The sequence below is a fragment of the Actinoplanes sp. TBRC 11911 genome (assembly GCF_012933445.1).
GTDB lineage: Bacteria > Actinomycetota > Actinomycetes > Mycobacteriales > Micromonosporaceae > Actinoplanes.
Genome location: NZ_JABBNC010000004.1, coordinates 286949 through 307375 on the forward strand (window position 1 = coordinate 286949; position 20427 = coordinate 307375).

Genomic DNA, 20427 nt, shown 5'->3' on the forward strand with positions numbered 1-20427 from the left:
GGGCCGCACAAACGAGAAATTCTTACTCGCCGTCCCGGGACTGTTCGGCCAGGAATCGCTCCAGCTCCGCGCCGAGCTCGTCGGCGGTCGGCAGCGGCCGGTCGTTGTCGGCCAGCAGGTTGCCCTCGCGACCGCGCAGGAAGGCGTCGTACTGCGCCTCCAGCGAGGCGACCAGACGGCTGGCCTGCTCGTCGTCCTCGACCTGCTTGTCGATCTCGTCGCGGATCAGCCCGGCCGCGTCGCGCAGCTCGCCGGTCGGCAGCGCGAGCCCGCTGGATGACGACACCGAGTCGAGCAGCAGCTCGGCGGCGGCGGGGTAGTTGGTCTGGGCCAGATAGTGCGGCACGTGCGCCGAATATCCGACGGCGTCGCGACCGGACTCGCCCAGCCGGAACTCCAGCAGATTTCCGACACTGGCCGGCACCTGCACCCGCTGCAGCCACGGCTCGAAGTCGTCGATCAGCTTCTTGTCGGTGGCGTGCTTGGTGAGGCCGACCGGACGGGTGTGCGGCACCGCCATCGGGATCGCGTTGAGGCCGATCGTGAGGCGGACGTCGAACCGCTCGATCAGTCCCTTGAGAGCGGCGATGAACCGTTCCCATTGAAGATCCGGTTCCGGGCCGGCGAGCAGCAGGAACTCGGTGCCGAGCTGATCCTGCACGAGGTGCAGCTCGAGGCTCGGCTGGTCATAGGACTCCCAGTGGTCCTCCACGAAGATCATCGTGGGGCGGCGCGACCGGTAGTCGAGAAGCTGGTCCAGGTCAAAGGTGGCGACGACCCGGCTGTCCAGGTGGTCCAGAAGATTCTGGCGGGAGAGCTGGATCGCGCTGCCCGCGTCGACGAACCCGGTGAGCGCCTGGACGAGCACCGGCTTGTCCAAGACCGGCAGATCGTCGGCCAACTCGTAGAGCTCGTGTGGGTCGAGCACGTGGAGGACCTCCTGTGCAAAAAAACGGGTAACCCGTGCCAACAACGGCTGTCCGCCATTAATTCCGCGGAACGGCTGATCATGCCAAACCGCTGTCGAAGCGATGCGGTGACCTTCGTCCCGTGATTCAAGTCATGCCGGATTCGAGGGAACAAGGTCGTTAACAGGGGTCGCGTGCACGTGCATATGCAAGGCACAATGCAACCAAGAACCCTCCTTCCCCCCAGGAGCGATCTGTGAGCAACCCTGAAGTCCTCGCGGAGCATGGCCACGAGACCGAGGCGCCACCCGGCTCTCTCTGGTCGCGCATGAAGGCCGATCCGCAGTACGCACCCGAGCACCTCGCCCTTGAGGCCGTGCGCAAGCTCGGTCCGGAAGCCGCGGTGTGGGCCGAGCGGATGCGTGAAGGCCAGCCCGACCTCACCCCCGACGCGCTGGCCGAGCTCGCGGTTCAGCGCTTCACCACGCTAGCTCGGATCTCCGGCGCGGTGTCCGGGGCGACCGGGCTGCCCGGAGCCGTTCTCGACGTCGGGGTGCTCGCCTGGAACCAGAGCCGCATGGTGCTGCACATCGCGGCGGCGTACGGGCAGGATCCGAGCCAGAACGAGCGGGCCACCGAGCTGCTGGTCCTCCAGCGGGTGCACAAGGTCACCGACTCGGCCCGCACCGCCCTGGGGGTGGCGTCCGGCCGGGAGCGGGCCAGCCGCCTGTTCGACAGCTCGCACAGCCGCCCGCTGTCCGGTCAGATGCTGCGCCTCGGGGTGAAACTCGCCCACATGGCCGGTGTCCGGGCCGCGAAGCGCATGTTCGCCAAGATCGTCCCTGGGGCCGTGGTCGTGCTCGGCACCTGGGTCAACTCCGCCGCCACCAAGGATCTGGCCTCGCGCAGCCGGGCGCTGTACCGCCCGCGGTACGCCACCGCCGCTTAAGAGATTCGGCGCGCGCGCCGATCGGTAGTACGTGCGAGGTCGTTGGCTGGGCACCCTGCTGCTCGCGCCGCTGCTGCTGGGCGGCTGCGGCTCGACGGGCACGACGTCCGCGACCGCCTCACCCGCGCCCAGCGGCTCGCCCTGGGTGATCGTCGCCAACGGCAAGGCCACCCCGTCCGCCGGGCCCACCGGATTCACCGGCACGCCCAGCCCGTTCCCGAGCGGTTTCCTGCCGCTGCCCCCGACCATGCCGCCGGCCGCCGCCGCGACGCCGACCGCCTCCTGCGTCGGCAAGGTCCACGGCCAGATCAACGGCGCCTCCGCCGTGACGTCCGCCACCGCCGCGAACGTGACCTGGTACAACCCGGGCGGCAACGACATCACCGAGTACCGGGTCACCGCGATCGCGCAGAACCTCGCGACCGGTGAGCAGCGTGACGTCGGCTGGACGGTGATCACCCCGAGCGCGACCTGCGGTTTCATGACGGCGACCGTGAGCGGCCTGGATCGCAAGACCTACTACGTCTTCTCGGTCGACGCGGTCCGCACCCGCATCGGCCGGGACAGCACGATCGCCGAGACCATCGCCCGGACGCTCCCTATCCAGACGGGGTGAGCGTGTAGCGCGGCTTCCACCCCTGCGCCTTCGCCCGCGAGATGTCCAGCACCATGCCCTCGGTGACCTGGTCGATCGTGTACCGGGTGAGGACTGGCGACGGGCGCAGACCGGCCACCGCGGCCAGGGCGCGCACCGCCGCGACCGGCACGTGCCGCACCGGCACGCCGAGCACCGACGAAACGATCTCATCCCGCCGGTACGCCACGCCGTCGGTGATGTTGTACGCGCCGGCCGGCCAGCCCGGCGCCGTCAGGCACGCGTCGGCCAGGTTGCGCACGTCGGTCAGGCTCAGCGTCACGTCCGGTCCGGGCAGCCACGCGCGGCCGCCCCGGACGATTCGCCGCAATCGGGGCATCAGGTGCGGATCGGCGTCGCCGTAGACCGCGCGAGGCCGCAGCACCACCGCTCCTGCCGCGAGCGCCAGCTTCTCGCCGGCTGCTTTCGTACGCCCGTACGCCGTACGCTGCGCCTGAATCGGATGGTCCTCGGTGAGCGCCGCCGCGTAGGGCCCGGGACGGTAGACGCTGGCGCTGCTGACCCAGACCACCGGCCGTCCCGCCGCCGCGTCCAGCAATCGCCGCGCGCCGTCGACGTTCACCGCCCGGAAGGCGTCCTCGGCACCGCGCCGCGGATCGCCGACCGCAGCGGCCAGATGCACGACGACATCCGCGCCGGCCAGATCCGGGGTCTCGGTCGCGGCGTCCCAGCGGACGTGCCGCCCGACCGGCCCCGGGCGCCGCCCGACGCAGAGCACCTCGGCCCCCGACGCGGCCGCGAGCCGGGCCACCTCGCCGCCGCAGAACCCGCTGGCCCCGGTGACCGCGATCCGCATATCGCCTCCGTGGGTCGTCTCGTCCGAGACATTATCTAAGCTTCCGGCATGGAGAGCATCGTCGACGTGGTCGCGCTGGTGGCGATCTCGGTCGTCGGCGCGGCTCTGGCCCGCCGTCTCGGATTCGTCGCGCCGCTGGTGCTGCTCGTGGCCGGCCTCGGGCTGTCCTACGTTCCGGGCCTGCCCGAGGTGCACGTCGAGCCGGAACTCGTGCTGATCGGCATCCTGCCGCCGCTGCTGTACGTGGCCGCGCTGCAGACCTCGGTGCCCGCCTTCCGCCGGGCGCTGCGCCCGATCCTGATGCTGGCGATCGGCCTGGTGCTGGTCACCGCGTTCGTGATCGGCATCGTCGTGCACCTGTTGTTGCCGGCCGTGCCGTTCGCCGCCTGCGTGGCGCTCGGCGCGATCGTCGCCCCGCCGGACGCCGTGTCCGCGACCGCTATCGCGCGCCGGGTCGGGCTGCCGCGCCGGACCGTGACCATTCTGGAGGGTGAGAGCCTGCTGAACGACGCGACCGCGCTGGTGCTGGTGCGGTTGTCGGTCGCGGCTCTGGCCGGTAGTGCGGTCGGGCTCGGGCCGATCGCGGGCGAGGTGGCGCTCAAGGCGGGCGGCGGGGTGGTGATCGGGCTGGCCGCCGCGTGGGGGGCCGCCAAGCTGCACCGGCGGATCGAGGACTCGCTGCTCGACGACGCGGTCTCGCTGCTGACCCCGTTCGTGGTGGTGATCGTGGCGGAGGAGTTGCGGGCCTCGAGCGTGGTGGCCGTGGTGATCACCGGGCTCTACCTGGGGCACCGCTTCGCGTACCTGTTGTCGGCCACCTCGCGGCTGCAGATGGAGGCGGTCTGGCGGCTGACCAACTTCCTGCTCGAAGGCGTCGTCTTCCTGCTCGTCGGCCTGCAACTGCGCTCGCTCGTGGAGCACATCGGGGTCGCCCGCAGCACCACCATCGCGGTGAGCGCGGCCGTCGTCGGCACGCTGATCCTGCTCCGCTTCGCCTGGATGTACCCCGCGACGTACTCGTTCTATCTGTTCCCCCGGGTCCGGGCCCGGGAGGCGCCGCCGCCGATCACCGTGCCGACCGTGATCGCCTGGGCCGGCATGCGCGGCGTGGTCACGCTCGCGGCCGCGCAGACGTTGCCGGTGCCGGGGGAGAACGGGGTACCGGACTATCCTCGGAACCTGTTCATCTTCGTCGCGTTCGCGGTGATCGTGGTGACGCTGCTGCTGCAGGGCACCACGCTGCCGTGGGTGGCGGTGCGGTTGCGCGTGCAGGCGAACACCACGACCGAGGACGCGCTGGCCGAGGCCGGTGTGCAATATCAGGCCGGCCGCGCGGCGCTGGAGGCGCTCGAGGCGAACGCGGACGGCGCTCCGCCGACCGTTGTCGATCGACTGCGGGCCCTGGTCGACAGCCGGTCCAACAACGCGTGGGAACGGCTGGGCAACCAGCAGCAGGAGACACCCTCGGCGGCGTACGGTCGGCTGCGACGCGAGATGATCAACGCGGAACGGCACGTCTTCAAGATCGCCCGCAACGAGGGGCGGATCCCCGAAGAGGTGCTCACCCGCGCCCAGCGTGATCTGGACCTGGAAGAGTCCCAGCTGCGACGGAGTGACGATTGACCTGCGATCACCTCAAGGAGGCCGGCGACGTCCGGCCGCTGACGGCGTACGAGGACGGCTGCCCCGAGTGCGCCCACGAGGGCCTGCGCGACTGGGTGCACCTGAGGGTGTGCCTGAGCTGTGGGCAAGTGGCCTGCTGCGACTCGTCGCCGCGCCGGCACATGTCGGCCCACCACCAGAGCACCGGGCATCCGGTGATGCGCTCCTACGAGCCCGGCGAGAACTGGCGCTGGTGTTTCACCGATGAACTTCTAGGCTGACCTTTCATGCGGACTCTCTTCGTGGGTGCCGGGGCGACCGGCGGATACTTCGGCGGCCGGCTGGCGTCCGGAGGCAAGGACGTGACCTTCCTGGTCCGCCCGGGCCGGGCCGCCACGTTGCGCGAGCGCGGGTTACGGATCAAGTCGCCGGGATCCGAGACCGTGGTGCAGCCGCGGCTGATCACCGCCGACCGGGTGGACGGGCCGTACGACCTGGTGGTCATCGCCGTGAAGAGCTATTTCCTCGAGCAGGCGATGATCGACCTGGCGCCGGCGGTCGGACCGTCGACCGTGGTGGTGCCGCTGCTCAACGGCATGCGGCACGTCGAGGAACTGGTGGGCGCGTTCGGACCGGAACGTGCGTGGGGCGGCCTGTGCTTCGTGCAGGCCACCCTGAACGCCGACGGCGACGTCGTCCGCACCGGGGCCATGCACCGCCTCGGCTACGGGCCGCTGGACGGCTCGGCGGATCCGCGACTGCCCGCGGTGACCGAGGCGCTGACCGGCGAGGAGTTCGACTCCCACCCGTCTCGCACGATCGTGCAGGACATGTGGGAGAAATGGCAGTACCTGGCGAGCATGGCGGCCATCACCACGCTGATGGGCGGCACGACCGCGGAGGTCAACGCGGTGCCCGGCGGTGCCGAGTTCTCCGCCCGGGTGGTGGCCGAGGCGCTCGCCGTGCTCACCGCGGCCGGGCACGATCCGCGGCCCGGCGCGCTGACGCTGCTCCACGACGACACGCACACCACGACACGGCAGGTGTCGACGTCGATGTACCGCGACATGGTGGCCGGCCTGCCGGTGGAGGCCGAGGCCGTGCTCGGCGACTTCGTCAACGAGGCCGGCAAGGCGGGCGTGCCGGCCCCGATGTTCGCCGCCGCCTACGCGCACATGCGTGTCTACGCCGCGCGGCGCTCGGCCGGATAGCGCCGGTACGCACCCGCATGTTGCGGTGAAGCTCACCGTGCGTCACCCGTTCGGGGTCCGAAAGTGATCGGCGGGGCGCCTCTATGCTCGGTCCCGGGCGCGGGAACCGTGGTCCGCGCGGGCGTCAGCAGGCCGGTCGGCCAGAATGAAGCTGCGGCCGCCGCACAGGATTACACCGGCGGCCGGGTGGGCAATGAGGCCGCGCCGACGGTTGAGGGGCAGGAGCGAAAATATGCAGGTTTGGCCTGGTCATAGGTACCCGCTGGGTGCCACGTACGACGGCACGGGCACGAACTTCGCGATCTTCTCCGAAGGGGCCGAGGCGGTCGAGCTGTGCCTGTTCGATCCGTCCGGAAACGAACGCAAGGTCCAGCTGCACGAACAGGACGCCTTCGTCTGGCACGCCTACCTGCCCGGTGTCGAGCCGGGGCAGCGGTACGGCTACCGGGTGTACGGCCCGTACGATCCGTCCCGCGGGCTTCGCTACAACCCGCACAAACTGCTTCTCGACCCGTACGCCCGGGCGGTGGACGCGGACGTGCAGTGGCATCCGTCGCTCTACGCCTACGACTTCGACAACCCGGATCAGATGTCCGACCTCGACTCCGCGCCGTACATGGCCAAGGGCGTCGTGGTGAACCCGTACTTCGACTGGGGCAACGACCGGCGCCCGGACATCCCGTACCACCACTCGGTGATCTACGAGACGCACGTCAAGGGCCTCACCGAGCGCCACCCGGACGTCCCGAAGGACATGCGCGGCAGCTACTCGGCGCTCGGCCATCCGGCGATCATCGAGCACCTCAAGAGCCTGGGCGTCACCGCTGTCGAGCTGATGCCGGTGCACCAGTTCGTGCACGACAACCGGCTGCACGACCTGGGCCTGCACAACTACTGGGGCTACAACACGCTCGGCTTCTTCGCGCCGTACCAGGGCTATTCGTCGACCGGGACGCTGGGCCAGCAGACCCAGGAGTTCCGCGGCATGGTCAAGGCGCTGCACAAGGCCGGCATGGAGGTGATCCTCGACGTCGTCTACAACCACACCGCCGAGGGCAACCACCTGGGCCCGACGCTCTCGCTGAAGGGCATCGACAACCGCACGTACTACCGGCTGGTGGACGATCAACCGCAGTTCTACATGGACTACACCGGTACGGGTAACAGCCTCAACGTGCGCAGCCCCCAGAGCCTCCAGCTGATCATGGACTCGTTGCGGTACTGGGTCACCGAGATGCACGTCGACGGCTTCCGGTTCGACCTGGCCTCGACGCTGGCCCGGGAGTTCTACGACGTGGACCGGCTGTCCACCTTCTTCGAGGTGGTCCAGCAGGACCCGGTGGTCGGCCAGGTGAAGCTGATCGCCGAGCCGTGGGACGTCGGCCCCGGCGGCTACCAGGTGGGCAACTTCCCGCCGAACTGGACCGAGTGGAACGGGAAATACCGCGACACGGTCCGCGACTTCTGGCGCGGCGAGCCGGCCACCCTGGCCGAGTTCGCGTCGCGGATCACCGGTTCCGCGGACCTGTACCAGGACGACGGCCGCAAGCCGTTCCACTCGATCAACTTCGTGACGGCGCACGACGGGTTCACGCTGGGCGACCTGGTCGCCTACAACGACAAGCACAACGAGGCCAACGGCGAGGACAACCGCGACGGCGAGAGCCACAACCGGTCGTGGAACTGCGGCATCGAGGGTCCCACCGACGACCCCGCGGTGCTGGCGTTGCGGGCCAAGCAGCGGCGCAACTTCATGGCCACGCTGATGCTCAGCCAGGGCGTGCCGATGATCTCGCACGGCGACGAGCTGGGCCGCACCCAGCAGGGCAACAACAACGCGTACTGCCAGGACAACGAGGTGTCCTGGGTGGACTGGGCCGACGCGGACGAGCAGCTGCTCGAGTTCACCCGCAAACTGACCGCGTTCCGGCACCGCCACCAGGTGTTCCAGCGGCGCCGGTTCTTCACCGGGCTGCCGGTGACCGCGCGCGGCGGCGGTGACCCGCTGCCCGACCTGGAGTGGTTCACCCCGGACGGCCGGCAGATGGCCGGCGACGACTGGGGCAACGACTTCGGCCGGGCGGTCGCGCTGTTCGTCAACGGGGAGGGCATCCGGGAGCGCGGCCAGTACGGGCAGCGGCACGTGGACAGCTCGTTCCTGCTGTTCTTCAACGCGCACGACGCGCCCATCGAGTTCGCCACGCCTTCCGCCGAGTACGGCGAGAAGTGGGAAAAGATCATCGAGACGGCCGAGCCGTCCCCGGACCGGCCGGTCGTCGTCGAGGCCGGCAGCAAGGTCTGGGTCCCGGACCGGTCACTCATCGTGCTGGACAGGACGGTCTGAATGCCCCCTTCTGGAACCTACCGAGTCCAGGTAAGCCCGAATTTCCCGTTGACCGCCACCGCCGAGCTCGCTGACTACTTGGCTGACCTCGGCGTGAGCCATCTCTACTCGGCTCCGCTGCTCACCGCGACTCCAGGTTCCTCGCACGGCTACGACGTCGTGGACCACACCCGGGTCAATCCCGAGCTGGGCGGCGCCGACGGCCTGCGCACGCTGTCGGGCGCCCTGCAGGCCGCCGGGCTCGGCCTGGTCGTCGACATCGTCCCCAACCACGCCGGCGTCGCGGTGCCATCCGCCAATCCGACGTGGTGGGACGTGCTGAAAAACGGTCAGAAATCTGAATTCTCCGATTTCTACGACATCGACTGGTCGCGCGGCCGGCTGCTGATCCCGGTGCTCGCCGACTCCCCGGACGCTCTCGACGATCTCCGGGTCGAGGACGGTGAGCTGCACTACTACGACAAGCGGTACCCGATCGCGGACGGGACCGGCGAGGGCACCGCGCGCGAGGTGCACGACCGCCAGCACTACGAACTGGTGAACTGGACCCGCGGCGACGGCGAGCTCAACTACCGCCGGTTCTTCTCGATCACCGACCTGGCCGGGCTGCGCGTCGAGGACCCGGTGGTCTTCGACGCCACGCACGCGGAGATCCTGCGCTGGTATCGCGAGGGCATCGCGGACGGGATCCGCGTCGATCATCCGGACGGGCTGCGCGACCCACAGGCGTACCTGGAACGCCTTCGCCAGGCCGCACCGAACGCCTGGCTGGTGGTGGAGAAGATCCTGGAGCCGGGCGAGGAGCTGCCGGAGTGGCCGGTCGACGGCACCACCGGCTACGACGCGCTCGCGCAGGTGTGCGGGGTCTTCGTCGACACCACCACCGAGCGGTTCTTCGACACACTGGACCACCACCTCACCGGCACCGAGGTCTCCTGGCAGAACCTCGTGCACGCGGCCAAGTTCGCGATGGCGCGCACCAGCTTCGCGGCCGAGCTGGCCCGGCTCTCGCGCCTGGTGCCCGAGCTCGACGACGCCCCACGCGCGCTCGCCGAACTGGCCGCCTGCTTCCCGGTCTACCGCACGTACCTGCCGGACGGCTCGCGACACCTGGCGAAGGCACGCGCCGAGGCCGGTCGCCGCAACCCCCAGCTCATCCCGGTGCTCGACCGCCTCACCGCCCGGCTGCGCCTGCCCGGCGACGAGCTGGCCGTACGCTTCCAGCAGTTCACCGGCGCGGTGATGGCCAAGGGGGTGGAGGACACCGCGTTCTATCGCTGGACCAGGTTCACCGCGCGTAACGAGGTCGGCAACGATCCCACCGACTTCGGCGTCACCCCCGACGACTTCCACGAGGCCGCCACCGCCCGGGTCCGCAGCTGGCCGCAGTCGATGACGACGCTGTCCACCCACGACACCAAGCGCAGCGAGGACGTGCGGGCGCGGCTCGCGGTCCTCGCCGAGGTGCCCGGCGACTGGACCGAGGTGGTGCGCCGCTGGATCCGGGTCGCGCCGCTGTCCGATCCGGCGCTGGCCCACCTCGTCTGGCAGGCCGCGGTGGGTGCCTGGCCGATCTCGCGGGACAGACTTCAGGCGTACGCGCAAAAGGCCGCCAGGGAAGCGGGCACCGCGACCACCTGGATCCGGCCGGACGAGCGCTTCGAGACGCAGCTGCGCGAGATGGTCGACCGGATCTACGACGACCCGGCGCTGCATCGGGAGATCGCCGACTTCACCGCGTCGATCACGCCGCCCGGCTGGTCGAACTCGCTCGGCCAGAAGCTGGTGCAGCTCTGCATGCCCGGGGTGCCCGACGTGTACCAAGGCACCGAGCTGTGGGACCACTCGCTGGTCGACCCGGACAACCGCCGACCAATCGATTTCCCGGTACGCCGTGAGTTGCTCGCCAGAATCGACGACGGCTGGCAGCCGCCGGTGGACGAGAGCGGCGCGGCGAAGTTGCTGGTGGTCAGCCGCACGCTCCGGCTGCGCAGGCAGCGGCCCGAACTGTTCGGCGGATACCGTCCGGTGTTCGCCGAGGGACGCGTCGGCGAGCACCTGCTGGCCTTCGACCGGGGCGGGATCGTGGCGGTGGCGACCCGGCTGCCGGTGGGATTGTCACGGCGCGGCGGCTGGGCGGACACGGTGCTGTCACTCGACGGTCACAGTTGGACGGAAGTGTTCACGAACACGAGCTACGGCGGGAACCGCATCGCGGCCGGTGAACTGCTCAGCACGTACCCGGTGGCGCTGCTGGTGAAAGAGTGATGACGACCTTCTCGGTGTGGGCTCCCTCGGTCTCCCCGGTCCGGCTGTGGCTGTCCGGGGACATTTTGGACATGGAACGCGGCGACGACGGCTGGTGGCGCCTCGACGTGCCGTCCGCCGGGCCGGGCACCGACTACGCGTACGTCTTGCCGTCTTTTGAACGGCCGCTGCCGGATCCGCGTTCGCGCTGGCAGCCTCAGGGGGTGCACGAGGCCAGCCGGGTGTACGACCAGAGCGCCTTCCCGTGGACGGACCAGGCGTGGACCGGTCGTCAGCTGCCCGGGGCGATCCTCTACGAGCTGCACATCGGCACGTTCACGCCGGCCGGCACCTTCGACGCCGCGATCGAGCGTCTCGACCACCTCGTCTCGCTCGGTGTCGACATGGTCGAGCTGCTGCCGGTCAACTCGTTCAACGGCACGTACAACTGGGGTTACGACGGGGTGGCGTGGTTCGCGCCGCACGAGGCGTACGGCGGGCCGGACGCTCTGAAGCGGTTCGTCGACGCGGCCCACGCTCGCGGGCTGGGCGTGCTGCTCGACGTCGTCTACAACCACTTCGGGCCCAGCGGTGCCTATGCGCCGTCGTTCGGTCCGTACCTGCACGTGGCGGCGTCGAACCCGTGGGGTGCCGCGATCAATCTGGACGGTCCGCAGTCGGACGAGGTGCGCGAATACATCATCGACAACGCGCTGATGTGGCTGGGCGACTATCATGTCGACGGGCTGCGGCTCGATGCCGTGCACGCGTTCGTCGACCGGAACGCGATCACGTTGCTCGAGCAGCTCGCCGTGGAAGTTTCGTCGCTGTCGGCGCACGTGGGGCGGCCGCTCACGCTGATCGCCGAGTCCGACCTCAACGATGCCCGGCTGATCACGCCGCGCGAGGCCGGCGGGTACGGGCTGCAGGCGCAGTGGGACGACGACGTGCACCACGCGTTGCACACCTTGTTGACGGGGGAGCGGCAGGGGTACTACGGCGACTTCGGGTCGCTTTCCTGCCTGGCCACCGTCCTCGAAGGGGCGTTCTACCACGCGGACACGTGGTCCAGCTTCCGGCAGCGGCGGCACGGCCGGCCGGTCAACCGGTCGCTGATCCCGGGGCACCGTTTCGTGGCGTACCTGCAGGACCACGACCAGATCGGCAATCGCGCGGCCGGTGATCGGCTGTCCGCGCTGATCTCGCCCGGACTGCTCAAGGTCGGCGCGACGCTGCTGCTCACGTCGCCGTTCACGCCGATGCTGTTCATGGGCGAGGAGTGGGCCGCGTCGACGCCGTGGCAGTTCTTCACCAGTCATCCCGAGCCTTCGCTGGCGGCGGCCGTGCGCGACGGGCGGCGGCGCGAGTTCGGCGAGCACGGGTGGGACACGGCGGACGTGCCCGACCCGCAGGATCCGGCCACGTTCGAGCGGTCCAAGCTGGACTGGGAGGAACCGGACAAGGCCGGCCACGCCGAGATCCTCGACCTCTACCGGCGGTTGATCGCGCTGCGCAAGAGCCGCGCGGACCTGTCCGACCCGTGGCTGTCCAAGGTCGAGGTCTGGCACGGCGACCGGTACGTGGTGATGCGCCGCGGCTCGTGCGCGGTTGCCGCGAACCTGTCGGCCTCGCCGCAGACCGTGAGCCTGCGCGAGGCGCCGCGCTCGGTTCTGCTGGCGACATCGGACGGGGTCGCGCTGCAGCGCGACCGCATCACCCTCCCAGCGGAAACGGCCGCGGTGGTGGCCTACCGCTGAGATTTCGAGGCGGACCAGGGCGTTCGCGGTGGGCGGGAAACGTGGAGGAAGGTGGCACCCGAGCGGTCCGCGGCGACGTGAGTCCCCACAGTGGGGGGTCGCTACTCCGGGCGATGTCGATCGGTCGCATCCGTGCGGCACCATGACTGCCTCAGGTACTTTCAGGCGGCTCGCGGCGGCTACAGAGGAGTGCGATGCCCGGATCGGAGACGACCGGCCGGTTCACCTGGCCGGTGCGGCGGCGGATGCCCGGTCCGGAGGGGACCCCGGAGGACATCGCGGTGCAGGACGTCGCCGAGCGGGAGGCGGCCGACCAGCGGTTACCGCCGCCCGAGCCGGAACCGCTGGTGGATCCGCCGCCACGGTTCAACGTGGCCGCGTTCCGGCTGGCGGCGCTCGGGCTGGCGCTGGTCCTCGCGCTCGGTCTGGCCGTCGTCCGGGTGCTCGGTGGCGGGCCGCCGTCGGTCGCCGATCTGCGCGCGCAGGCCGGTGTGGACAACTGGACCGTGCTGCCGATCGGGGTCAAGGACGACCAGCCGGGCACCGCGTTCCACGAGAAGGACGGGCGCTGGACCGGCTTCGACATCGAAATCGCGTACATGATCGCGGAAGATCTTGGTTTTCGTCGCGAGGACGTCCGGTTCTACGGGATGGAGAGCGAGGACCGCGCCCGGATGCAGGCAACCGACGCCAAGGGAAATCGGGTGCCGGTCAAATTGGTCATCGCCAGTTACAGCATCACCGCGTCGCGCGAGGCGATGCCGGGCGTGCTCTTCTCGGATCCGTATCTCTACACCGAACAATCGGTGCTGACCCTGCACAGTGACAATCATCGACCGGTATCCCGGCTGGAGGAACTCAAGGGCGAGACGCTGTGCACACTTTCCGCGTCGACCAGCTTGCAAGCCCTGATCGACCAGGGTGTCACCGTCAAGTCGCGCAACCGGATCAGCGAATGCATCGACGATCTGCGTCACCACAGAGTCAACGCGATCTCGACCGACGCCGCGATCCTCGCCGGCTATAAGGCGAAATATCCGAAAGATTTCGATCACTGGGATCTCGGACTTGATCAGACCGAGGCATACGGCGTGAACGTGGGTGACAACGATGCCCTCAGGAAGCTCGTCAATCTCACGCTTTATCGGTCTTATGCGGATCCTAAGGACAGCCGTTGGGAGCAGGCGTACGCCGAGAACTTTCAGACCGAGGTGGACGAGAACGGCCGGACGCCCATCGCCGTCGCCTCACAGCCGCGGGTCACTCGTCCGGACGTACGGGAAATGCCGTGGGAATGACGGAGAACGGGATCTATGTCAAGGGTGGGCCGATCCCGCCCCGGCGGCGGCGGGCCCAGCTGAACTGGCTGCTCACCGTGCTGCCCGCGTTCCCGCTGGTGCTGCTCGTGCTGCGGCTGTGGTGGCTGAGCCGGCAGGACCTGCCGACGATGCTGCTGCTGGTGCAGTACATCAGCCCGCTCGGCATGATCAGCGCGTTGTTCATCACGCTCATCTGGAGCATCCCGGCGGTGATCCTGGTGCTCCGGCTGCTCGGCGGGATCCTGCTGGTCAGCGCCCCGGACGACGCCGGCCGATCGCTGCTCGCGGTGACCGCGCTGCGGATGCCGGACTGGGTGGTGCTGATCGCCGCGATGCTGGCCGCGTTCACCTGGCAGCTGCGCCTGCTGCCGCTGCTCGCGATGCTGATCGTGGCGATCCTCGGGCTGACCGCCGCGCAGCGGTTCCGCGGCGAACGCTGGCTGACGCTGTGGATCACGATCTGCGTTCCGGTGCTGGCCGGGACGCTGGTGCTGATCTTCGTGTGGCCGGGCATCGTGCAGGCGCTGCGCATCGGCGAGATCTCCACCGCGCTACTGCTCGGCGTGCCACCGCTGCTCGGACCGCTGCTCACCGGGCCGGTGCCGGCCCGCACCGCCCGGCTCGTCACACATTGGCCGGCGGTCGGGGCGGCCCTGATCGCGCCGCTGGTGATCGGCGTCGTCTTCCTGCGTGCGCCGGTCCTGCCGGACAGCGCGGTCGAGGTGGGCAACCCGGTGCACGTCGTGCGCGGCCAGCTCATCGCCGTCGACGACACCTCCACGACCGTGCTCGAGGACGGCGGGCTGGTCACCTTCATCCCCAATGACCAGGTGCGATCCAAGACCCTCTGCCCGGTGCCGGCGCGGCCGCCGGACAGCGCCGTGACCGTACGCGGCTGGTCCGTCGTCGACTCGGCACTCTCCTGGATCGCGCCGACACGCCAGGTGACCGAAGTCGATCCACGATGTCTTGGACGTCCGCTGAAGGCCAGCTGAGAACCGATTTTCACGACGCGCCGCCGACCACGTGCAGACAGGCTCGCGGTGATCTGGGAAGCTACCCGCCATGACCTTGCACCTGCGGTGGGCGGCCGGCACCGATCAAGGACATGTCCGCAGCAACAATGAGGACTGCTACTACGCCGGTGACCGCCTGCTCGTCGTCGCGGACGGGATGGGCGGCATGGCTGCCGGTGACCTCGCCAGCCGTATCGCGATCGACGCCATGACCTCTCTCGACGTGCCGATCGAGAACGACCAGCAGATGGACGCGCTGCACCAGGCGCTCGAGGTGGCGAACGGACATATCGCCGACCAAGTCGTCGCCGACCAGTCGTTGCAGGGCATGGGCACCACGCTGACCGCCGTCATCTTCTCCGGCACCCAGGCGGCCATGGCGCACGTCGGCGACTCCCGGGCGTATCTGATGCGCGACGGCCGGCTGAACCAGCTGACCAAGGACGACACGTACGTCCAGATGCTCATCGACCAGGGGCTGCTGCGCCCGGACGAGGCGGCCGGGCATCCGCGCCGGTCGGTGGTCACCCGGGTGCTGCAGGGCGAACCGGTCAGCCCGGCCTACGTCATCGTCCAGCCCGAGCCCGGTGACCGCTGGCTGCTCTGCAGCGACGGGCTCACCGCGGTGGTCAGCAACGAGACGATCGAGCAGGAGCTGCTCGCCGCGGCCGACCCGAAATCGTGCACCGAACGCCTCATCGACCTGGCGCTGCGCGGCGGGGGCCCGGACAACGTGACGGTGATTGTCGCCGATGTGACAGCAAGTGAGTAAGCGGGCCGTCGGCGCTGCGGTAGGTTACTTCGGTCGCGGATCTAGGGGTGGCCCGCGGCTGACACGCGGGTGGTGATCATGACGGCGCTGGTCCCGGGGGACACCGGACCACTCATCGCCGGGACGGCCGCGGCCGCGATCTGTTTCGTGGCGGCGCGCGGGCGCGCGGGGATACCGCGCCGGTGGCGGCTGTTCGCCGGCGCCGGCCTGGCCGGATGGGCCGTGGCGCACCTCGCGCTGCCCGCCGCCGTCCTGCTCGTGCTGCCCGCCTGCCTGCTGCTGGCGCTGCTGCAGGTCCCGTACGCGAGGCTGCGCTCGGTGCCGAACTCGCCGCTGCGCGACCAGGTCGCGCTGGTCATCGACAGTGTGCTGATCGCCGGGTCGCTGCTGGCGTTGCTGTGCACGGTGCTGCCCGAGCGGGTGCTGCGTCCCGGGCTGGCCGCCGCGTACCCGATCGCCGACCTGGTCCTGCTCACCATGGTCGTTCTCCTGCTGCTGACCCGGCCGGACGCGCCGGTGGCCCGGGTGCCGCTGCGGCTGGGCGGGCTGGCGGTGCTGTCCTTCGGCGTGGCCGACACGCTGCGGTTGTTCGAGCTGCCCGGCGCGTGGGCCGGTTACCTGCTGGGGCCGCTGTTTCTGGCGCTCGCGGCGCTGAGCCGGCCCGGGGTCGCCGGCGAGACCGAGGTGCCGGCCGAACGGGACTGGCTGCACCTGCTGCTGCCGTACGTGCCGGTGACCGCCACCGGGGTGGTCATCGCGATCTCCACCGGGCCGGGGCGCCACCCGCTCTCGCCCTTCGAGGCGTACCTGGGATGGCTCGGTCTTGGTCTGGTGGTGGCCCGGCAGATGTTCACCATCGTGGACAACACGGTGCTGCTCGACCGGGTGTCGGAAGGGCAACGGCGGCTGCACCATCAGGCATACCATGATCCGCTGACCGGGCTGGCGAACCGGGCGTTGTTCCGCGAGCGGCTGGTCGCGGCGATCGAGGCGCAGCGGCCGGTCGCGGTCCTGTTCGCCGACCTCGACGACTTCAAACTGATCAACGACAGCTACGGGCACGCGATGGGCGACCGGGTGCTGCACGCGATCGCGGACCGGCTGCGCGGCTGCGTCGCCCCCGACGACATGGTGGCCCGGCTCGGCGGCGACGAGTTCGCGGTGGTGCTCGACCACCGCCCCGGCGACGCGGAACCGGTCGGGCTGCGGATGCTGGCCGCGCTGGGCAAGCCGTTCCTGATCGACGGGCACAGCATCCGGGTGGGCGCCAGCATCGGCCTGGTGGTGCCCGAGCCCGGCGAGCAGCTCTCGGCCGACGCGTTGCTGCGCCGGGCGGATGCCGCCATGTACGCCGGGAAGAGGCGCGGCAAGGGTGCGATGGCTCGCTATGCGGGCGGCAACGACGGCGACTCGAACGCGGATCTGCCACATCTGCTGGCCCAGGCGCTGTCCGGCGGCGGTGACCCGCGGGCGGCCGGCTTCGAGGTGCACTACCAGCCGATCGTGCGGTTGTCGGACGGGCAGACGACGGCGGTCGAGGCGCTGGCCCGGTGGACGTCGCCGGTGGCCGGGCCGGTCCATCCGGACGTGTTCGTGACGGTGGCCGAGCGAAGTGGCCTGGTCGGGGCGATCGACGACTTCGTGCTGGATCAAGCGTGCGCGGATGCGGGGGCGCTGGCCGCCGGGTACGGGCGGCCGATCGACGTGCACGTCAACGTGTCGGCGGCCCGGCTGGGTCAGGACGGCCTGTTCGAGGGCATCAGCGCGGCGCTGACCCGGCACGGCGTGCCCGCCTCCCGGCTGGTCGTGGAGATCACCGAGACCCGGCGGATTCCCGATCTGACCGGTGCGGCCGAGGTGGCGGGCCGGTTGCGCTCCTTGGGCGTACGGGTGGCGCTGGACGACTTCGGGAGCGGATTCAACGCGCTGGTCCAGTTGCATTCGCTGCCGGTCGACATCGTGAAGCTCGACGCGAAGCTGACCGACGTGGACGTGGCACCGGAGCGGGCGGCGGCGTTGTGCCGCTCGGTGCTGGCCATCTGCGAGGACTTGAACATCACGGTGGTGGCCGAGGGCATCGAGACGGCGACCCGGGCGGCGGCGATGGCGGAGGTGGGGTGCCCGCTGGGGCAGGGTTATCTGTTCGGCCAGCCCGGCCCGTTGCCGCCGTTCGTCCCGCCGCAGCCGACCGATCTCGACTCGGTGCACACCGGATGATCAGCTTTTGCCGCGCGGGTTGGTGCGGCGGGTGGGCACGGCGGTGGCCGGGTCCTCGGGCCAGGGGTGCCGGGGGTAGCGGCCGCGGAGTTCGGCGCGGACCTGCGGGTAGCCCTGCTGCCAGAACGACGCCAGGTCGCTGGTGACCGCCACCGGCCGGCCGGCCGGGGAGAGCAGGTGCAGCCGGACCGGGGTCTTTCCGCCGGCCAGCCGCGGCGCGTCCCGCCAGCCGAAGGCCTCCTGCACCTTCACGGCCAGCACCGGCGCGGCCGGGTCCGAATAGTCCACCCGGACCCGTGAGCCGCTCGGTACCGGCAGCCGTTCCGGCGCGACCTCGTCGAGGCGGCCGGCCACCGACCACGGCAGCAGACGGCGCAGGCCGCTCGCCACGTCGGCCTTGGCCAGGTCGGCGCGGCGGCGGGCGTGGCCCAGGTCGAGCCAGTCGTCGATGCGGTCCAGCAGCGCCGTGTCGGACATGTCGGGCCAGGGGTCGCCGAGGGCCGCGTGCGCGAACGCCAGCCGCTGCCGCAACTCGGTCGCCGTCCGGCTCCACGTGAGCAGGTCGAGCCCTTCCCGCCGCAGCCCGTCGCGCAGCGCGGCCCGGACCTGCCGCGGGTCGGGGTCGGTCAGCCGGCGCTCGGTCAGCGTGATCGCCCCGAGCCGGCTCACCGAGCGGGCGACGACGTCACCGTCCATCCAGGCGATCTCGGTGCCGTCGGTGAACAGCGTCGCGGCCACCTCCCGGGCGGTGGCCTCGTCGAGCGGCGCGGCGGCCCGGATGCGGGCGGTGCGCGCCCCGGCGGCCCGGTCGGCGTCCGCGATGGCCAGCCACTCGACCCCGGCGAGCCCGGTGCCGGCCGGCAGCTCGGCGGCCGTTCCGCCCGCCATGAGGTATTCGCGCGCACCGGCCGCGCGGGCGCGCGCGACCCGCTCGGGATAGGCGAGCCCGACGACCAGCCCGGCCGCGAGGTCGTCGGCAGGCCGGGCAGGTCGTTGGTCGCCGTGGCCGCGCGCGCTCCGCGGCGGTTCCCCGTCCGAGCCGTCGTCCGCCGCCTCGAGCAGGCCGCGGGAGAGTGCCGCCGTCAGGCGGCGGACCTCGGAGCGCCACGCGGGGTCGCTGCGTGCGCGGCGCCACGCGGCGACCACATCATCGGAGGCGGCGGTGTCGGCGTCGAGCAACGCGACGATCTCGGCGGCCCGGCGGTCGCCGACCAGGGGTGCGCCGTCGAGCAGCGCCCGGGCCAGGCGCGGATGCAGACCCGCGTCGGCCAGGACCCGCCCGCGCGGCGTCACCCGGCCGTCGGCGGACAGCGCGCCCAGGTCGCGCAGCGTGGCCGTCGCCGTCTGCAGCGCGCCGGCCGGCGGCGGGTCGGGCAGGGCCAGGCCGGTGCCGTCCGGATGGCCCCACAACGCCAGGTCGAGCACGAAGCCGGTCAGGTCGGCGGCGGCGATCTCCGGCTCGGGCTGGGCCGCCAGCCGATCATGCTGGGCCTGCGACCAGCACCGATAGACGCGGCCCGGCGCCTCACGGCCGGCCCGGCCCGCGCGCTGCACCGCCGCGGCGCGCGACACCGGCACCGTGACCAGGGCGCCCAGGCCGCGGGCGAAATCCATCCGGGGCACCCGGCTCAGCCCGGCGTCGACCACCGCGCGCACGCCCGGCACGGTGAGGCTGCTCTCCGCCACCGACGTCGACAGCACCACCCGGCGGCGCGGCCCGGCCCGCAGCGCGGCGTCCTGAATGGACCCTGGCTGACGGCCGTGCAAGCGCAGCACCTCGGCGTCGACCCCGCCGAGCAGGGTCGCGACCGCGTCGATCTCGCGCGCGCCGGGCAGGAACACCAGCACGTCGCCGTCGCCGTCGGCCAGCGCCCGCCGGGTCGTCGCCGCCACGTGGTCGAGCAGGCGCGGATCGACGCGCAGGCCCAGCGGCGGCGTGATCGGGCCGGTGGGTGGAGCCCAGTGCACCTCGACCGGGAACATCCGGGCCTCGGCGGTCACGACCGCGCCGCCGACGATGCTCGCGAGCCGCTGCGCGTCGGCCGTCGCGGACGTGGCCAGCAGCCCGAGATCCGGCCGCAGCGTGGCGCGCACCTCGGTCAGGAAGGCGAGGGCCAGGTCGGTGTCCAGGTGTCGCTCGTGGCACTCGTCGAGGACGACCATAGGCGTACCGGCAAGCTCGGGGTCTCTCTGCAGACGCCGCACCAGGACGCCGGTGGTGACCACCTCGACCACCGTCTCGCGGGAGACCTGGCGGTCGCCGCGCACCGTGTAGCCCACCCGGGCGCCGACGCGCTCGCCCAGCAGGGCGGCCATCCGCCGGGCCGCCGCCCGGGCCGCGATCCGGCGGGGCTCGGCGACCACGACACGACCGCCCGCGCCGGCCAGCGCGAGCGGCACCAGCGTGGTCTTTCCGGTGCCCGGCGGCGCGACCAGCACCGATGAACCGGCCTCGGCCAGCGCGGCCCGGACCCGGGGCAGCACGGGCCGGATCGGCAGGTCGGGCAACGCGTCGTCGGCGATCAGCACGGGACCAATCCTGCCGGGTTTTTGTCGGACCCCCGTGGCAGGGTGTCGGAAAACGTCGCCACCGCCGGTGACGGCCTGCTTGACTGATCGATACCAGGAAGGAGA

General features: G+C 70.9%; 15 protein-coding genes. 12 read left to right on the top strand and 3 right to left on the bottom strand.

Going from position 1 to position 20427, the window contains the following annotated elements:
• Positions 1–22: 22 nt before the first annotated feature.
• Positions 23–928 carry a PAC2 family protein gene (locus HH310_RS08985; protein WP_169174965.1) on the bottom strand — a complete coding sequence of 302 codons (906 nt, stop codon included), beginning with the start codon at positions 926–928 and terminating at the stop codon, positions 23–25.
• A 236-nt stretch (positions 929–1164) separates the two neighbouring features.
• Between HH310_RS08985 and HH310_RS08990 the strand changes: the two genes are divergently transcribed.
• Positions 1165–1857, top strand: a complete 693-nt coding sequence (locus HH310_RS08990; protein ID WP_312033924.1) for an EcsC family protein — start codon at positions 1165–1167, stop codon at positions 1855–1857.
• 31 nt (positions 1858–1888) lie between these two features.
• Positions 1889–2473, top strand: coding sequence for a fibronectin type III domain-containing protein (locus HH310_RS45270; RefSeq protein WP_169174966.1), 585 nt, complete (start codon positions 1889–1891; stop codon positions 2471–2473).
• Here HH310_RS45270 and HH310_RS09000 read toward each other — a convergent pair.
• Positions 2457–3308, bottom strand: coding sequence for an NAD(P)-dependent oxidoreductase (locus HH310_RS09000; RefSeq protein WP_169174967.1), 852 nt, complete (start codon positions 3306–3308; stop codon positions 2457–2459). The genes HH310_RS45270 and HH310_RS09000 overlap by 17 nt on opposite strands.
• Before the next feature lie 48 nt (positions 3309–3356).
• Here HH310_RS09000 and HH310_RS09005 point away from each other — a divergent pair, with 48 nt between their 5' ends.
• The 10 genes from HH310_RS09005 to HH310_RS09050 all read left to right on the top strand — a co-directional run bounded on the left by HH310_RS09005 (position 3357) and on the right by HH310_RS09050 (position 17793).
• Positions 3357–4931 carry a Na+/H+ antiporter gene (locus HH310_RS09005; RefSeq protein WP_169174968.1) on the top strand — a complete coding sequence of 525 codons (1575 nt, stop codon included), beginning with the start codon at positions 3357–3359 and terminating at the stop codon, positions 4929–4931.
• Positions 4928–5191: a UBP-type zinc finger domain-containing protein gene (locus HH310_RS09010; RefSeq protein WP_169174969.1), complete on the top strand. Its 264-nt coding sequence runs from the start codon at positions 4928–4930 to the stop codon at positions 5189–5191. Before HH310_RS09005 ends, HH310_RS09010 begins: the two co-directional genes overlap by 4 nt.
• 6 nt (positions 5192–5197) lie before the next feature.
• Positions 5198–6121 (top strand): ketopantoate reductase family protein, encoded by a 924-nt coding sequence (locus tag HH310_RS09015; RefSeq protein WP_169174970.1) that lies wholly within the window; start codon positions 5198–5200, stop codon positions 6119–6121.
• Between the two features lie 232 nt (positions 6122–6353).
• Entirely contained in the window at positions 6354–8465 is a 2112-nt protein-coding gene (glgX, locus tag HH310_RS09020; protein ID WP_169174971.1) for a glycogen debranching protein GlgX, read from the top strand.
• On the top strand, positions 8466–10733 hold the full coding sequence (gene treY / locus HH310_RS09025; protein WP_169174972.1) for a malto-oligosyltrehalose synthase: 2268 nt from the start codon (positions 8466–8468) through the stop codon (positions 10731–10733). It begins immediately after the preceding gene.
• Entirely contained in the window at positions 10733–12469 is a 1737-nt protein-coding gene (treZ, locus tag HH310_RS09030; protein WP_169174973.1) for a malto-oligosyltrehalose trehalohydrolase, read from the top strand. The genes treY and treZ overlap by 1 nt, the downstream gene beginning before the upstream one ends.
• 194 nt (positions 12470–12663) lie before the next feature.
• Complete coding sequence (locus tag HH310_RS09035) at positions 12664–13767, top strand: transporter substrate-binding domain-containing protein (RefSeq protein ID WP_169174974.1); 1104 nt, start codon at positions 12664–12666, stop codon at positions 13765–13767.
• Positions 13764–14783: a hypothetical protein gene (locus HH310_RS09040; protein ID WP_169175093.1), complete on the top strand. Its 1020-nt coding sequence runs from the start codon at positions 13764–13766 to the stop codon at positions 14781–14783. Before HH310_RS09035 ends, HH310_RS09040 begins: the two co-directional genes overlap by 4 nt.
• A gap of 70 nt (positions 14784–14853) precedes the next feature.
• Positions 14854–15576: a PP2C family serine/threonine-protein phosphatase gene (locus tag HH310_RS09045; protein ID WP_169174975.1), complete on the top strand. Its 723-nt coding sequence runs from the start codon at positions 14854–14856 to the stop codon at positions 15574–15576.
• 78 nt (positions 15577–15654) lie between these two features.
• Entirely contained in the window at positions 15655–17793 is a 2139-nt protein-coding gene (locus HH310_RS09050) for a bifunctional diguanylate cyclase/phosphodiesterase (protein ID WP_169174976.1), read from the top strand.
• Here HH310_RS09050 and hrpB read toward each other — a convergent pair whose 3' ends face one another.
• Positions 17794–20316 (bottom strand): ATP-dependent helicase HrpB, encoded by a 2523-nt coding sequence (gene hrpB / locus HH310_RS09055; protein WP_312033935.1) that lies wholly within the window; start codon positions 20314–20316, stop codon positions 17794–17796.
• Positions 20317–20427 lie beyond the last annotated feature (111 nt).

Excerpts from the sequence above, each read along its gene's own strand:
- HH310_RS09000 (WP_169174967.1), bottom strand. The coding sequence starts at position 3,308 with ATGCGGATCGCGGTCACCGGGGCCAGCGGGTTCTGCGGCGGCGAGGTG.
- HH310_RS09005 (WP_169174968.1), top strand. The coding sequence starts at position 3,357 with ATGGAGAGCATCGTCGACGTGGTCGCGCTGGTGGCGATCTCGGTCGTC.
- HH310_RS09015 (WP_169174970.1), top strand. The coding sequence starts at position 5,198 with ATGCGGACTCTCTTCGTGGGTGCCGGGGCGACCGGCGGATACTTCGGC.
- glgX (WP_169174971.1), top strand. The coding sequence starts at position 6,354 with ATGCAGGTTTGGCCTGGTCATAGGTACCCGCTGGGTGCCACGTACGAC.
- treY (WP_169174972.1), top strand. The coding sequence starts at position 8,466 with ATGCCCCCTTCTGGAACCTACCGAGTCCAGGTAAGCCCGAATTTCCCG.
- treZ (WP_169174973.1), top strand. The coding sequence starts at position 10,733 with ATGACGACCTTCTCGGTGTGGGCTCCCTCGGTCTCCCCGGTCCGGCTG.
- HH310_RS09035 (WP_169174974.1), top strand. The coding sequence starts at position 12,664 with ATGCCCGGATCGGAGACGACCGGCCGGTTCACCTGGCCGGTGCGGCGG.
- HH310_RS09040 (WP_169175093.1), top strand. The coding sequence starts at position 13,764 with ATGACGGAGAACGGGATCTATGTCAAGGGTGGGCCGATCCCGCCCCGG.
- HH310_RS09045 (WP_169174975.1), top strand. The coding sequence starts at position 14,854 with ATGACCTTGCACCTGCGGTGGGCGGCCGGCACCGATCAAGGACATGTC.
- HH310_RS09050 (WP_169174976.1), top strand. The coding sequence starts at position 15,655 with ATGACGGCGCTGGTCCCGGGGGACACCGGACCACTCATCGCCGGGACG.